The following is a 14,558-nucleotide window of genomic DNA, read 5'->3' on the forward strand; positions in this document are numbered from 1 at the left end:
CGGATCGGCCACTGGCACGGATCGGCCACTCCGGCGGGGTCGGGGTCGATAATGCGGTGCATGGAGAACGACAAGCTCAGCGCGGCCCTTCGGGTTCTGGGGATCGGCGAGGAGGCCGTACGGGTCTATCTGAAGCTCCTGGAGCGGGCTCCCGCGCCGCTGAGCGCGATCGCCTCGGCGGCCGGTCTCGAGGGCGCGGCGTTCTCGGCGGCGTACGGCGAGCTGATCGACTCGGGTCTGGCGAGCGCCGCCGAGGAGGTCGGGGACGTGGCGGCGCCCGTCCCCCCGGCCGCGGGTCTTGAGATCCTCGGCCGGCACCGGGCCGCCGAGATCGACGAGTCCCGCATCACCGTCGGGGGCGCGTTCGAGTCGTTCCGGCGCCGGCGGTTCGCCGCGTACGACGACCGTCTCGTGGAGGTGGTCACGGGGGACGCGATCGGTCTCCGGATGCGGCAGGCCTGGGCAAGTGCCCGTGAGCAGATCCGGCAGTTCGACTCGCCGCCGTACTTCCCCCTCGACGGCGCGACCGACGACGCGCTGGCCACCCTGGCCCGCGGGGTGACCCAGCGCGTCGTGTACTCGCGGGAGTCGCTGGAGCATCCGGGGCAGCTCGAGAACTCCATCGAGCCCTGCATCGAGGCGGGCGAGCAGGCGAGGGTCCTGCCGTCGGTGCCGGTCAAACTGGTGATCATCGACGACGCCTACGCGCTCGTCTCCCTCTCGATCCAGGAGACGGACGTGTACAACACGATGCTGGTCGTGCAGCCGTGCGGGCTGCTCTCCGCGCTGGTGGCGCTGTTCGAGCAGGCATGGCAGAACGCGCTGCCGTTCCACGGCCGTTCGCCGCGGCCCGCCGGGCTGCCGCCGGCGGACCGGCGGCTGCTCCGTCTCCTGGCGGCGGGCGCCGCCGACGAGGTCATCGCCCGGGAGCTCGGCGTCAGCCGCCGCACCTTCTTCCGCCGGGTGCAGGTCCTGATGGCCCGGCTCGGTGCTACGAGCCGGTTCCAGATGGCCTTGCAGGCCCAGCGCTCGGGCTGGCTGTGACGCTCGCGCCGACGGGGCCGGCCGGGGCCGGCACCTCCGCGACGGCCGGGACGGGGGCCGTCTCGGCGGGGTGCGCGGTGCGGGTCAGCTGCTGCCACAGATAGGTGTGGACGAGCGCGCTGTTGTGGGCGGCCTGTTCGTTGTCGCCGGCGCCCGCGTGGCCGCCTCCGGTGCTCTCGTGGAACAGGACCCGGTGGCCGAGCTCCCGCAGCCGTGCCGCGGTCTTGCGGGCGTGGCCGGGGTGGACGCGGTCGTCGCGGGTCGATGTCATCAGGAGGACCGGCGGGTAGTCCCGGTCCGCCGCGAGCCGGTGGTACGGGGAGATCGCGTCCAGGTGGGGGCGGTCGGCCGCGTCGTCCGGGTCGCCGTACTCCGCGATCCAGGACGCGCCCGCGAGGAGCTTGTGGAAGCGGGTCATGTCGAGGAGCGGCACCTGGGCGACGATCGCGCCGAACAGCTCGGGGCGGCGGGTGAGCATCGCGCCCATGAGCAGTCCGCCGTTGCTTCCTCCCTTGGCGCCGAGCATGGCGGGGGTGGTGATGCCGCGTGCGACGAGGTCCTCGGCGACGGCGGCGAAGTCCTCGAAGGCCCGGGGCCGTCGCGCGCCGAGCGCGGCCTGGTGCCAGTCCGGGCCGTACTCGCCGCCGCCGCGGATGTTCGCGATGACGTAGGTGCCGCCGCGCTCCAGCCACGCCCGGCCGGTCACCGCGGTGTAGGAGGGCGTGAGGGAGACCTCGAAGCCGCCGTAGCCGTAGAGCAGGGTGGGGCCGGGGCCGCCGGCGGTGCGGTCGGGGCCGATGACGAAGTACGGCACGCGGGTGCCGTCGTGTGAGGTCGCGAAGTGCTGGGCGACGGTGAGCCCGGCGGAGTCGAAGCGGTGCGGGGCCTGCTTGAGCACCTCCGAACCGGCGCCGATCCGACCCAGACGGAGGGTGGAGGGCTGCAGGAATCCCGACACGTCGAGGACGTACTCGTCGGAGACGTCCGGGTCGGTGTCGACGACGCTGACGGCGGACAGCTCGGGGACCCCGGCGAGCGGCTCGCGCGCCCACCCGCCGTCGCCCGGGGTGAGGACCTCGATCCGGGTGCTGACGTCCCGCATGATCTCCAGGATCAGGTGGTTGCGGGTCCAGCTGTGCCCGGCGAGGGCGGTCCGCCGGTCCGGTGTGAAGAGCACCTCGTGGGTGCGGTCGCCCGCGAGGAAGGCGTCGAAACCGAACGCGAGGAGCGAGCCCGTCGGCCGGCCGAGCCACTCGGACTTCAGGGTGACGATCAGGTACTGCCGGTGGGCGTAGGCGAGGGCGTCGTCGGGGACGTCGATCCGCGCGCGCGTGCCGTCGGGCCGCAGGAGGTACGTCTCGCTCCGGAAGAAGTCCGGCGAACGCCCGACGAACTCCCGCTGGAAGCCCGGCGTGTGGTCCCGGTACCCCCAGGCCGCCACGTCTCCCCGCTCGGCCTCGAAGACGAGCTCGGCGTCCTCCACCGGTGTCCCGCGCCGCCACCTGCGGACGGTGCGCGGATATCCGGAGTCGGTCAGCGAGCCGGGGCCGAGATCCGTACCGACGAGGACGGTGTCGGCGTCGACCCAGCCGATCCGCGTCTTCGCCTCGGGCAGCCGGAAGCCGTCGTCGACGAACGTCCGTGTCTCCAGGTCGAATTCACGGACCACGACGGCGTCTCCGCCGTCCCGTGAGAGCCGTACGAGAGCCCGGTCGTACTCCGGGCGCCGTACCCGCGCCCCGTCCCACACCCACTTCTCGCCCTCGGCGGCCGCCAGCGCGTCGACGTCGAGCAGGACCTCCCACTCGGGCTCGTCCTGCCGGTAGAGCTCCGGGGTCGTACGCCGCCACACGCCGCGCACATGCTCGGCGTCCCGCCAGAAGTTGTAGAGGTACGCGCCGCGCCGCGCGGTGTACGGGATCCGGTCGGAGGCGTCGAGGACCTCCCGCAGACGCGCCTTCAGCGCCCCGAACCCGGCGTCCCCGGCCACCGCTCGCGCCGTCTCGGCGTTCCGCTCGCCCACCCAGGCGAGGGCTGCCTCGCCCGAGATCTCTTCCAACCACAGGTACGGATCATCATCGCTCACGCCTCGTATTGTGCAGGCAGCGACGTCACCCCATGAACGGTCCGACGTCCTGCCCCCGGCTGCGGACGAGCAGATACAGGAAGTACGGCGTGCCGATCACCGCGGTCATCGGACCCGCCCCGAGCTGGGCCGGTGCGATCACGGTCCGGCCGATCAGGTCTGCGGTGCGGACGAGGACCGCGCCGAGGAGCACCGCGACGGGAACCACGCGGGCGTGCCGCCGGCCGACGAGGGCGCGGGCCGCGTGCGGTGCGACGGGTCCGAGCAGCCGCGGGGTGTCCTCGTCGAGCGAGACCAGGTCGAGTTGGTCGCGGCGAGGTCACGGGAAGATCCGCGCACCTCCCGGAGTTGGTAGAACCGTGAACGATTTCATGGTGGAAGAGGCCGCGGCGGACCGGCAGCCCGTCACGCCGGTGGACGTCGTCGTCATCGGCGCCGGGCAGGCGGGCCTCTCGGCCGCCTTCCATCTGCGCCGCGCCGGTCTGGAGCCGGACCGGGACTTCGTCGTCCTCGACCACGCCCCCCGGCCCGGCGGCGCCTGGCAGTTCCGGTGGCCCTCGCTCACGTACGGCAAGGTCCACGGGATGTACGCGCTGCCCGGCATGGAGCTGACCGGCGCCGACCCCGCGCGCCCCTCGTCCGAGGTGATCGGCGCGTACTTCGACACGTACGAGCGCACCTTCGACCTGCGGATCCACCGCCCCGTCGACGTCACCGCCGTCCGCGAGGGCGACGGCGGCCGGCTCCTGGTCGAGACCTCCGAGGGCAAGTACACCACCCGCGCCCTGATCAACGCCACGGGCACCTGGGACCGGCCCTTCTGGCCGCGCTACCCCGGCCAGGAGACGTTCGGGGGCCGCCAGCTGCACACCGCCGGATACCCCGGCCCGGCGGAGTTCGCGGGCAAGAGGGTCCTCGTCGTCGGTGGCGGCGCCTCCGGTACCCAGCACCTCATGGAGATCGCGGACGTCGCCACCGAGACCTTCTGGGTGACCCGGCGCGAGCCCGTCTTCCGCGAGGGCCCCTTCGGGGAGGCGGAGGGCCGGGCGGCCGTCGCGCTCGTGGAGGAGCGGGTGCGGCGCGGGCTGCCCCCGCAGAGCGTCGTCTCGGTCACCGGCCTCCCCGTCAACGACGCGATCCGCTCGGCACGCGCGCGGGGGGTCCTGGACCGCCTGCCGATGTTCGACCGGATCACCCCGACCGGCGTGGCCTGGGACGACGGCCGGAGCATCGACGTGGACGTGATCCTCTGGGCGACGGGCTTCCGCGCGGCGATCGACCACCTGACCCCGCTGAAGCTGCGCGAGCCGGGCGGCGGGATCCGGGTCGAGGGGACGCGCGCGGTCCGGGACGAACGCGTCCACCTCGTCGGCTACGGCCCCTCGGCCTCGACGATCGGCGCCAACCGGGCCGGCCGGTCGGCCGTCTCCGGCATCCGGCGCCTCCTGAGCGGCGCCCCCGCCGACACCCCGGCCCTCGCCTCTCGGCCCGGGTGAACCGACGTCGGGCTCAGCCCTTCGCCGCGCCCCGGTTCGCGTTGAACTCGGCCACGTTCGCCCGGTGGGCCGCGTAGTCGGCCGTGAAGCGCGTGTCTCCCGGGGCCACCGTGACGAAGTAGAGCCAGTCGCCGTCCGCCGGCCGGATCACCGCGTCCAGGGCCTGGTCCCCGGGGTTGCCGATGGGCGTCGGCGGCAGGCCCTTGCGCTCGTACGTGTTGTACGGACTCTCCGTCCGGGTGTCCTCGTACGTGGTGTCCACGGTGCTGCGGTCCAGCGCGTAGTTGAGCGTCGAGTCCATCTGGAGCGCCATATTCCGGTCGAGCCGGTTGTGGACGACCCGGGCGACCTTCGCCATGTCCTCCGGGTTGTCCGCCTCGGCCTGCACGATGCTGGCCGCGATCACCGTCTCGTACACGCTGAGTCCGCGCGCCTTGGCCCCCTCGGCGATCCGCGCGGTACCGAAACGTTTGCTCGCCGTGTCGACCATGAAGCGCAGCAGCCCGTCCGGGGTGGTGGCCGAGAGCACCGGATAGGTGGCGGGGAAGAGATAGCCCTCGGGGTTGCCGCCGGCCGCCGCGGGCAGCGGAAGGGCGGTCCCGGGCGCGGTCGCGGTCCGCCGCGCGGTGCCCTCGGGCAGGCCGAGCGCCCGGTCGACAGCGGTGTAGACCTGACCGGCCCGCCAGCCCTCGGGGACGAGCAGCGCCCGGGGCTGTTCGACGGCGGGTCCGTCACGGGTCAGGAGCAGCGGGACGGTGATCCCGGCGGCCACGACGAGGACCGCTCCGAGGACCAGTGCCATCCTGCCGCGCCGGGTCAGCCGGGGGCGGTGGGAGGGCCCGGGCGGCCGGGGAAGGGACAGGCGTCGGCGGCGGCGCGGGGGTGCGTACGGTGACGGCGGCCGGTACGTCATGGCCGCACGCTAACCCGGCCCGTACGGGAATCCGGGGAACCCGCGCACGCGGCGGCGCCGCCGGTCCCCTGGGACGGGGAACCGACGGCGCCGGGCACTGCGATCGTCAGACGAGCCATCCCAGGAAGTGGAAGACGCCGGCGAGCAGATCGGTGATGACGTTCATGGTGGTGCTTCTCCTCGTACAGGTACATCAGTGGGACTGCTGTGGGACTGCGCGGTCACGGTCTGCAGCCCGCCGAACGCGCACCGCAATCTTCTGACGGCGTACGGGAGTTGAGCAACGATTCCCGGCACGATCACACGTTCTGGGGAACAACCGCTCCCACGTTCGCCTGTTCGGCCGGGCCGGTGCCGCTCACGGCGCCGCGGGCGTCCCGGCGGACGAGCTCCGCGTACCGCCCGTCCCGCGCGAGCAGTTCCTCGTGCGTGCCGCGCTCCGTGATCCGCCCCGCGTCCAGGACGATGATCTGGTCGGCGTCGCGGACGGTCGAGAGCCGGTGGGCGATGGTGATCGTGGTGCGGCCGGCGGAGAGCGCGTCGATCGCCTGCTGCACCGCCTGCTCGGTGCGGGTGTCGAGGGCGCTGGTCGCCTCGTCGAGGATCAGTACGGGCGGGTCGCGGAGGATGGTTCGGGCGATGGCCAGGCGCTGCTTCTCGCCGCCCGAGAAGCGGTAGCCGCGCTCGCCGACCAGGGTGTCGTACCCCTCGGGGAGCGAGGCGATGTGCTCGTGGATCTGGGCGGCGCGGGCGGCGGCCTCGATCTCCTCGTCGGTGGCGTCCGGCTTGGCGAAGCGGAGGTTGTCGGCGACGGAGGCATGGAAGAGGTACGTCTCCTGGGAGACCACGCCGACCGCGCGGGCGAGGGTGTCGAAGTCCAGGTCGCGCACGTCGACGCCGTCGAGGGTGACGCGGCCGCCGGTGACGTCGTAGAGGCGCGGCACGAGGTAGCTGAGGGTCGACTTGCCGGAGCCGGTGGGGCCGACGACGGCCAGGCTGCCCCCGGCGGGGACGGTCAGGTCGATGGCGTCCAGGGTCGGGCGGCCGGTGCCCTGCGGGTCGTAGCGGAACTCGACCCGCTCGAAGGCGACCTCGCCCCTGACCTCGTGGAGCCGGACCGGCTCCGCGGGCTCGGTGATGTCCACGGGCAGGTCGAGGTACTCGAAGATGCGCTGGAAGAGCGCGAGGGACGTCTGCATCTGCACACCGGTGGAGAGCAGGCTGACGGCGGGCCGGAACAGGCCCTGCTGGAGCGAGACGAAGGCGACGAGCGTGCCGAGCGAGATCTCGGTCCCGCCCGAGCCGACCGCGATGCCGGCGGCCCAGTAGATCAGGGCGGGCATGGCGGCCATGACGATGCCGATGGTGGACATCCGCCAGCGTCCGGCCATGGAGGAGCGCACTTCGAGGTCGACGAGGCGCTCGGACTCCTCGGCGAAGGACTTGGTCAGCGAGTCGGCGCGGCCCATGGTGCGGCCGAGCAGGATGCCGCTGACGGAGAGGGACTCGGTGACGGTCGCGGCCATGGCGGCCATCTGCTTCTGGCGCTGGGTGGTGATCCGCTTGCGCTCGCGGCCGACGCGCCGGCTGATCCAGACGAAGACGGGCAGCAGGAGCAGCGAGACGACGGTGAGGCGCCAGTCGAGGGCGAGCATGGCGACGATGGTCGCGACGACGGCGGTGAGGTTGGAGACGAGGGAGGTGGCCGTCGAGGTCACGGTGGCCTGCATGCCGCCGATGTCGTTGGCGATCCGGGACTGGACCTCGCCGGTGCGGGTGCGGGTGAAGAAGGCCAGCGGCATCCGCTGGAGCTGCTCGTAGACCCCGGTGCGCAGGTCGTGCATGACGCGCTGGCCGACGGTCGTGGAGATCAGGGTCTGGAGCACGCCGAAGACGCTGGTCAGCACGGCGGTGGCGATCATGCCGAGGGCGAGCAGGCTGAGCAGCCCGGTGCGGCCCTGCGGGATCGCGGTGTCCAGGATCTCCTTGAGCAGGAAGGGTGAGGCGACCGAGACGAGCGAGGCGGCGCCGACCAGGAGGCCGACGACGACCAGGCGGGCCCGGTAGGGGCGGAAGAGTCCCAGGATGCGCCGCAGCTGCGCGGGCTCCTTCGGCTGGTCGGAGTCGCGGGGCGGGGGCGTCCATTCGGACTGGTCGTGGGGGCGCATGGGCTCCTTCGAGGTTCGGGGTCGGAAAGACCTTAGCTCATTGTTACCTATACTCACAATGAACTACATCCTGATATTGTTTCCGTATGACCACCTCCGACCCGCTGACCAGCACCGACCCGACGGCGGGCGCCGACGCACCGACCGGGACCCACCCGCCGGGGGCCGACGCGGCGAACGGCGCACACCCGCCGGCCGGTGCCGACGCCGACGGGCTCCTCGCCGAGCAGCTCCTCCGCCTCACCCGGCGGCTGCACCGCATCCAGAAGCGCCACCTGGAGCCGGTCGGCATCACCCCCGCCCAGTCCAGGCTGCTGCGCACGGTCGCGCACTTCGGGGAGCCGCCCAGGATGGCCGACCTCGCGGCCCGCCTCGAGGTGGTCCCGCGTGCCGTGACCAGTCTCGTCGACGGTCTTGAGGCCGTCGACCGGGTCCGCAGGGCGCCCGACCCGAGCAACCGCCGGGTCGTACGGATCGAGCTCACCGACGCGGGCCGCGCCACGCTGCGCGAGCTGCGCAGCGCGCGCCGGGCGGCCGCAGAGGACATCCTTGCTCCATTGACCGCCGCACAGCGCGAGGTGCTCGGAGGTCTGCTGACCGCCCTGGTCGACCCAGGTCCCGAAGGCGGCTGCTGACCCCACGGGCGCGGGGACGCGCCGAAGGGGAGCCGTGACATGCCGCTGTTCGAGCCGAACCCGCAGGCCCTTCGCCCCGCGACGAAGCGGAGTCCGGCCCCGGACCGAGTCCCGGAGCTCCTGTCGCGGGGCACGCCACGGCGGCTGCGCGAGGAGCTCACCGAGTTCCTCGGCCCGGAGAAGGTCCTGTCGAGGATCGCCGACCTCGTCCGGTACGCCTCGGACGCCAGCCCCTACCGGTTCGTCCCGCAGGTCGTCGTGGTCGCCGAGGACATCGACGACATCTCCACGGTCCTGTCGTACGCGCACGGCAAGGGCCGCGAGGTCGTCTTCCGGGCCGCCGGGACCAGCCTCAACGGGCAGGCGCAGGGCGAGGACATCCTGGTCGACGTGCGCCGTCACTGGGCGGGCGTCGAGGTCCTCGACGGCGGCGCGCGCGCCCGGATCCGCCCCGGCACCACCGTCGTGCGCGCCAATGCCGCGCTGGCCCCCTACGGGCGGGTCCTCGGCCCCGATCCGGCCAGCGCCGTCGCCTGCACGATCGGCGGGGTCGTCGCCAACAACGCCTCCGGCATGACGGCCGGGACGACCCGGAACTCGTACCGGACGGTCTCCTCGCTCACCTTCGTGCTGCCGAGCGGCACCGTCGTCGACACGGCGGACCCGGACGCCGACGAGCAGCTGGCGCGCGCCGAGCCGAGACTCTGCGCGGAGCTGCTCGCCATCAAGGCGGAGATCGAGGCGGACGCCGCGCTGACCGCCCGGATCCGGGCCAAGTACGCCATCAAGAACACCAACGGCTACCGGCTGGACGCCTTCCTCGACGGCGACACCCCGGTGCGGATCCTGCGGGGCCTGATGGTCGGCTCCGAGGGCACCTTCGGATTCATCGCGGAGGTCGTCTTCGACACGCTGCCGCTGGACCGCGCGGTGTCCACGGCGCTGCTCTTCTTCCCCTCGCTGCCGGCGGCGGCCGCCGCCGTGCCCCTCTTCAACGAGGCCGGCGCCCTGGCCGTCGAGCTGATGGACGGCAACACGCTGCGGGCCTCGGTGAGCGTGACGGGCGTGCCGGCGGACTGGGCGGGGCTGCCCCGGGAGACGGCGGCGCTCCTGGTCGAGTTCCGGGCGCCGGACGCGACGGCGCTCGCCGCGTACGAGCGGGCGGCGGAGGAGGTCCTCGCCGGGCTCGGCCTGGTCGCCCCGGTGGCCTCCGTGGAGAACGCGTTCACCCGCGACCCGAAGAGGATCTCCGGGTACTGGAAGGCCCGCAAGGCGTTCGTGACGGCCGTCGGCGGCTCGCGCCCCGCGGGGACGACCCTGATCACCGAGGACTTCGCCGTGCCGCCGTTCCGGCTCGCGGAGGCCTGCGCCGCACTGCTCGACCTCCAGTCCCGGCACGGCTTCGACACGGCCGTGGCCGGGCACGCCGCGCACGGCAACCTCCACTTCCTCCTCGCCTTCGATGCCGCCGATCCCTCCGACGTCGAGCGGTACGCGCGGTTCATGGACGAGTTCTGCAAGCTGACCGTGGAACGCTTCGACGGCTCCCTGAAGGCCGAGCACGCCACCGGCCGCAACATCGCGCCCTTCCTGGAACTCGAGTGGGGCACGAAGGCGACCGACCTGATGTGGCGGACGAAAGAGGCCCTGGATCCCGACGGGGTGCTCGCCCCGCGGATCGTCCTGGACCGCGACCCGCACGCCCATCTGCGCGGCCTCAAGACGATCCCCTCCGTGGAACGGATCGCCGATCCCTGCATCGAGTGCGGCTTCTGCGAACCGACCTGTCCCAGCCAGGACCTGACGACCACTCCGCGCCAGCGGATCGTGCTGCGCAGGGAGATGATGCGGCAGAACGAGGGCTCCCCGGTCGAGACAGAGCTTCTGGCGGCGTACGGCTACGACGCCGTCGACACCTGCGCCGGTGACTCCACCTGCGGACTCGCCTGCCCGGTCGGGATCGACACGGGCGCGCTCATGAGGGAGTTCCGGCACGAGCGCCACTCGCCGCGCGAGGAACGGATCGCCGCCCTGGCCGCCCGGAACTTCCGGGCGGTGGAGGCCTCCGCACGGCTCGCGGTCGCCGCGGCGGACCGGATCGGCGACCGGGTCCTCGGTTCGGTGACGGGTCTGGCCCGGCGGGCGTTCAGCAGCGACCTGGTGCCGGAGTGGCTGCCGGAGATCCCGGGCGCGGCGGCCCGGCGGCTGCCCCGCACCCACCGCCCGGCGGCGGCCGCCGTCTACTACCCGGCCTGCGTGAACCGGATCTTCGGCGATCCGGACGACGGCCCGGGGCCCTCGCTCCCCGAGGCGGTGGTCGCGGTGTCGGCGCGGGCGGGGAGGCCGGTGTGGATCCCGGACGACGTGGCCGGTACGTGCTGCGCGACGATCTGGCACTCCAAGGGGTACGCGCGGGGGAACGAGGTGATGGCGAACCGGATCGTGGAGGCGGCCTGGGGGTGGACGGCGGGCGGGACGCTGCCGCTGGTGGTGGACGCCTCCTCGTGCACGCTCGGCATCGCGCACGAGGTGGTGCCGTATCTGACGGCGGACAACCGGGCGCTGCACGCGGAGATGACGGTGCTCGACTCGCTGGTGTGGGCGGCGGACGAACTCCTCCCGCGGCTCGACGTGCGCCGCCGCGTCGGCTCCGCCGTGGTGCATCCGACGTGCTCGATGCGGCACCTCGGCGACGAGGACAGGCTGACGGCGCTCGCCGGGGCCTGCGCGGAGGAGGTCGTCGTCCCCGCCGACGCGGGCTGCTGCGCCTTCGCGGGCGACCGGGGCATGCTGCACCCGGAGCTGACGGCCTCGGCCACCGCCCGTGAGGCGGCCGAGGTGACGGCCCGGTCCTTCGACGCGCATCTCTCGGCCAACCGGATGTGCGAGATCGGGATGGACCGGGCGACGGGCCGCAGCTACGGATCGGTGCTCATCGCCCTGGAGCGCGCCACGCGCCCCTGACCGCCCCTCGGACTCGCCGGGCGGGCCCCACGCCGAACGGCGCGGGGGCCTTCGCACGTTCGGGTGACGGAGCGTGTTCCGTGCCGCTCCACGCGAGCCCCGGAACAGTACAGTCCGATCATCCGTCGGGACGGCCGTGCACTCGGTCCGGGAGGTTCCATGAACGAGCAGACGCCGCACACCCCGAGCCGCCGTCAGGTCCTCGGCACCGCAGCGGCGGCCGGAGCCGGTCTCGGTGTCGGCGCCGCCCTCGGCACTCCGTCCGCCCAGGCCGCCGGGCCGGCCGCCGCCACGCCCGCCGGGACCGCGGCCGCGCCGAAGCGTCGCGGCGCCACCATGGCCGGCGTCCCCTTCGAGCGCCGCTCCACCGTCCGCGTCGGCATCATCGGGTTCGGGAACCGGGGCGCCGCCATGATCGGGCACTTCCTCTCCCTCCCCGGGGTCCGGGTGACGGCCGTCTGCGACCCGGTGCGCGACAAGGCCGAACGGGCGGCCGCGAAGACCGTCGCCGCCGGGCAGCCCGCGCCCGCCCTGTACACGAACGGCGAGAACGACTACGAGAAGCTCTGCACCCGTTCGGACGTCGACCTCGTGTACGTGGCCACCCCCTGGGAGACCCACTTCGCGATCGCCAGGGCGGCGATGCTCAACGGCAAGCACGCCGGCGTGGAGTGCCCGGTCGCGATGCGGCTCGACGAGCTGTGGGAGCTGGTCGACCTGTCGGAGCAGACCCGCCGCCACTGCATGCAGTTGGAGAACTGCTGCTACGGCCGGAACGAGCTGCGGGTCCTCCGGATGGCGCACGCCGGCAAGTTCGGCCGGCTCCTGCACGGCGCGGGGGCGTACAACCACGACCTGCGGGGGCTGATGTTCTCCCCGACGTACTACGAGGGTCCCTGGCGCCGGCTCTGGCACACGCGTCTGAAGGGGGACCTCTACCCCAACCACGGCTTCGGTCCCGTCGCCTCCTACATGGACGTCAACCGGGGCGACCGGGCCGTGAGCATCAGCAGTCTGGGCACGCCCGCGCTGGGTCTCGCCGAGTACCGCGAGGAGAACATGCCGCCCGGCGACCCCAGCTGGAAGGAGTCGTACACCGGGAGCGACCGGACGATCAGTCTGATCCGGACGGCCAAGGGCCGGGTGATCCGCCTCGAACACGACGTCTCCACCCCGCACCCGTACAGCCGGATCAACAGTCTGGGCGGTACACGGGGTGTCTTCGAGGACTTCCCCGCCCGGATCTACCTCGAGCCGGACCACAAGGACGACGAGTGGGGGGACTTCTCGGCGTACGCGGCCGAGTTCGACCACTGGCTCTGGAAGGAACACGCCAACCCGCCCGGCGCCCACGGCGGCATGGACTATCTGATGATCTACCGGCTGACGCAGTGCATGCGGCTCGGACTCGTGCCGGACTTCGACGTGTACGACGCCGCCACCTGGACGGCTCCGCTGCCGTTGAGCGACGCCTCGATCAGGGCCGACGGCGCCCCGCAGGAGATCCCCGACTTCACGCGCGGCGAGTGGACCGCGGCCCGCGCGGGCCTGGACTCGGTGAAGCCCGCCTGAGGGTACGGTGCCCGGCCCCTGGGTGCGGGGGCCGGGCACCGTCGTGTTCAGCAGCGCCGCAGGTCCTCGGTGACGGTGCCCTGGACGGTCGTCACACTCCGGTCGTGGCAGCCGTCGGAGCCGTACAGCCGGTAGCGCTCGTTCGTGGTGGCGACCGCGTGCCGCTGGTCGCGCGGGACGCCGGTGGTGTACGTGGCGTCTCCGGTGTACGTGTCGTCGAGCCGCGACCAGGAGAGGCGCCGTCCGTCGCGCACGACGCTCGTGTCGGCACGGTCCCCGAGGGTGAGGACCGTGCGCAGCCGGTCGCCCGCGCCGAGCGTCGTCTCACCGTCCATCGTGTACGTCCGGTCGGCGCGCGCGACGGTCCGGCCGGTGGTGACGGTCTCCCGGTCGGTCCAGCGCGCGGTGAAGGCGTCCGGGTTCTCCCCCTCGCCCCAGCGGTGGACGGAGGTGTGCGCCACGGAGCGGGTGACGGTGGTGTCGACCCGGCCGTGCGAGGTGTTCAGATGGCCGGCGACGGTGAGCCGGTGGTCCGCCTCCGTGTCCAGGCGGTGCGGCGAACCCGCCGTGTGGCGGCTGGAGTTGCGCGGCGCGGTCTCCTCGTGGCGGTCGAGTCCGCCGGTGACGACCCGGTTTCCCTCGTCCTGCCAGAGCAGCACGTTGGTGGGGGTGGACCAGCCGGTCTGCCCGGCCGGGACACCGGCGACCGTGACCTCGACCCGGTGGGCACGGCCGTCGTTGAGGACGGCGGCGAAGGGCGTCAGGTCGTAGACGATCGGCTGGACGTCGAAGGCGCGCGGCCCGGGGGTCACGTACCAGAGGAAGGGGTTGGACCAGCCGCCGGTCCAGACCGTGGGGAAGGGCGCGGCGATGCCGGCGAGGCGGCCGTCGACGGAGACGCGGACCTCGCGGTGCGGGCCCTCGGCCGCCCGGCAGGAGTAGGGGGCGGCGTCGGGGACGGAGAGGTACCAGTACTCCTCGCAGCCGCCGCCGGAGCCGGTGGCGTACACCTCGGCGAGGACGCGTTCGGTGTTGCGCGGGGTGGTCAGGGCGGCGCCGGTCAGGGGGATCACCCGGTCGGGCGTACCGGCGGCGGGCTTCACACGGCCCTGGGCGGTGTGGAAGGTGAGGGTGACACGGACGTCGATGACGCCGGTGTACGTCTCGTTCACGACATTGCCGATGAGCATCTCGACGGCCCCGGGGCGGCTGAGGGTGTCGCGGTAGCGCGTGACGTCCTTCTCGACGGACCAGGTGATGCCGTCGGGCGAGGGCTGGGGCGTGGAGGTGCGGAAGATCTCCACGCCGCCGACGGTGAGGTGGCCGAGGCGGTCGTACTGGCGTCCCTTCACCTTGCCTTCGAGGCGCAGGACGACCTTGTTCCAGCGGGTGCCGCACTCCTTCGGGGGAACGTAACTCCCCTGGTAGGGGGTGAAGTCGCGGAACTGCGCGGCGGCGAGGGTCACCTCGCAGCTGCGGGTGCCGGGGGTCTCGACGGGCGGGGCGGCGGTGACCGGGTCGTGCCAGTCGCTGGTGAACTCGGCCGGGGGCGTCGGGCCGCTCGGACCGTCGGCGGCGGCCGGATGGGCGGTGAGCAGGGCGCCGGCGGCCAGCACCAGACCGCTGAGCATGCTCATGATCTTGAGTGATCTCATGGGGCGGAAGTGAAGCGTGGTCAGC

General features: G+C 73.0%; 9 protein-coding genes and 1 pseudogene. 5 read left to right on the top strand and 5 right to left on the bottom strand.

Features of this window, described 5'->3' with window-relative positions; genetic code table 11:
* Positions 1 to 60 precede the first annotated feature (60 nt).
* Positions 61 to 1,044: a LuxR family transcriptional regulator gene (locus ACFVYX_RS19620; protein WP_389682648.1), complete on the top strand. Its 984-nt coding sequence runs from the start codon at positions 61 to 63 to the stop codon at positions 1,042 to 1,044.
* Here ACFVYX_RS19620 and ACFVYX_RS19625 read toward each other — a convergent pair.
* Entirely contained in the window at positions 992 to 3,139 is a 2,148-nt protein-coding gene (locus tag ACFVYX_RS19625) for a prolyl oligopeptidase family protein (RefSeq protein ID WP_389682853.1), read from the bottom strand. The two genes, ACFVYX_RS19620 and ACFVYX_RS19625, sit on opposite strands and share 53 nt — an antisense overlap.
* A gap of 16 nt (positions 3,140 to 3,155) precedes the next feature.
* Positions 3,156 to 3,446 (bottom strand): annotated as a pseudogene (locus tag ACFVYX_RS19630) (iron chelate uptake ABC transporter family permease subunit); the annotation flags it as partial.
* A 55-nt stretch (positions 3,447 to 3,501) separates the two neighbouring features.
* Between ACFVYX_RS19630 and ACFVYX_RS19635 the strand changes: the two are divergent.
* Entirely contained in the window at positions 3,502 to 4,626 is a 1,125-nt protein-coding gene (locus ACFVYX_RS19635) for an NAD(P)-binding domain-containing protein (RefSeq protein WP_389682854.1), read from the top strand.
* 13 nt (positions 4,627 to 4,639) lie between these two features.
* Here ACFVYX_RS19635 and mltG read toward each other — a convergent pair whose 3' ends face one another.
* Complete coding sequence (gene mltG, locus ACFVYX_RS19640; RefSeq protein WP_389682649.1) at positions 4,640 to 5,539, bottom strand: endolytic transglycosylase MltG; 900 nt, start codon at positions 5,537 to 5,539, stop codon at positions 4,640 to 4,642.
* A gap of 299 nt (positions 5,540 to 5,838) precedes the next feature.
* Entirely contained in the window at positions 5,839 to 7,707 is a 1,869-nt protein-coding gene (locus tag ACFVYX_RS19645; RefSeq protein WP_389682650.1) for an ABC transporter ATP-binding protein, read from the bottom strand.
* An 86-nt stretch (positions 7,708 to 7,793) separates the two neighbouring features.
* On the opposite strand from ACFVYX_RS19645, the gene ACFVYX_RS19650 reads away from it, so the two are divergent.
* The 3 genes from ACFVYX_RS19650 to ACFVYX_RS19660 all read left to right on the top strand — a co-directional run bounded on the left by ACFVYX_RS19650 (position 7,794) and on the right by ACFVYX_RS19660 (position 12,878).
* A complete protein-coding gene (locus ACFVYX_RS19650) occupies positions 7,794 to 8,342 on the top strand; it encodes a MarR family winged helix-turn-helix transcriptional regulator (protein ID WP_389682651.1) in 549 nt (182 codons plus the stop codon).
* A gap of 39 nt (positions 8,343 to 8,381) precedes the next feature.
* On the top strand, positions 8,382 to 11,306 hold the full coding sequence (locus ACFVYX_RS19655; protein WP_389682652.1) for an FAD-binding and (Fe-S)-binding domain-containing protein: 2,925 nt from the start codon (positions 8,382 to 8,384) through the stop codon (positions 11,304 to 11,306).
* Between the two features lie 159 nt (positions 11,307 to 11,465).
* Positions 11,466 to 12,878: a Gfo/Idh/MocA family protein gene (locus tag ACFVYX_RS19660; RefSeq protein WP_389682653.1), complete on the top strand. Its 1,413-nt coding sequence runs from the start codon at positions 11,466 to 11,468 to the stop codon at positions 12,876 to 12,878.
* Positions 12,879 to 12,925: 47 nt separating this feature from the next.
* On the opposite strand, the gene ACFVYX_RS19665 is transcribed toward ACFVYX_RS19660, so the two are convergent.
* Positions 12,926 to 14,533 carry a peptide-N4-asparagine amidase gene (locus ACFVYX_RS19665; RefSeq protein WP_389682654.1) on the bottom strand — a complete coding sequence of 536 codons (1,608 nt, stop codon included), beginning with the start codon at positions 14,531 to 14,533 and terminating at the stop codon, positions 12,926 to 12,928.
* Between the last annotated feature and the right edge of the window lie 25 nt (positions 14,534 to 14,558).

The organism is Streptomyces sp. NPDC058326 (assembly GCF_042879855.1).
Lineage (GTDB): Bacteria > Actinomycetota > Actinomycetes > Streptomycetales > Streptomycetaceae > Streptomyces.

Excerpts from the sequence above, each read along its gene's own strand:
- ACFVYX_RS19645 (WP_389682650.1), bottom strand. The coding sequence starts at position 7,707 with ATGCGCCCCCACGACCAGTCCGAATGGACGCCCCCGCCCCGCGACTCC.
- ACFVYX_RS19620 (WP_389682648.1), top strand. The coding sequence starts at position 61 with ATGGAGAACGACAAGCTCAGCGCGGCCCTTCGGGTTCTGGGGATCGGC.
- ACFVYX_RS19660 (WP_389682653.1), top strand. The coding sequence starts at position 11,466 with ATGAACGAGCAGACGCCGCACACCCCGAGCCGCCGTCAGGTCCTCGGC.
- ACFVYX_RS19650 (WP_389682651.1), top strand. The coding sequence starts at position 7,794 with ATGACCACCTCCGACCCGCTGACCAGCACCGACCCGACGGCGGGCGCC.
- ACFVYX_RS19665 (WP_389682654.1), bottom strand. The coding sequence starts at position 14,533 with ATGAGATCACTCAAGATCATGAGCATGCTCAGCGGTCTGGTGCTGGCC.
- ACFVYX_RS19635 (WP_389682854.1), top strand. The coding sequence starts at position 3,502 with ATGGTGGAAGAGGCCGCGGCGGACCGGCAGCCCGTCACGCCGGTGGAC.
- ACFVYX_RS19655 (WP_389682652.1), top strand. The coding sequence starts at position 8,382 with ATGCCGCTGTTCGAGCCGAACCCGCAGGCCCTTCGCCCCGCGACGAAG.
- mltG (WP_389682649.1), bottom strand. The coding sequence starts at position 5,539 with ATGACGTACCGGCCGCCGTCACCGTACGCACCCCCGCGCCGCCGCCGA.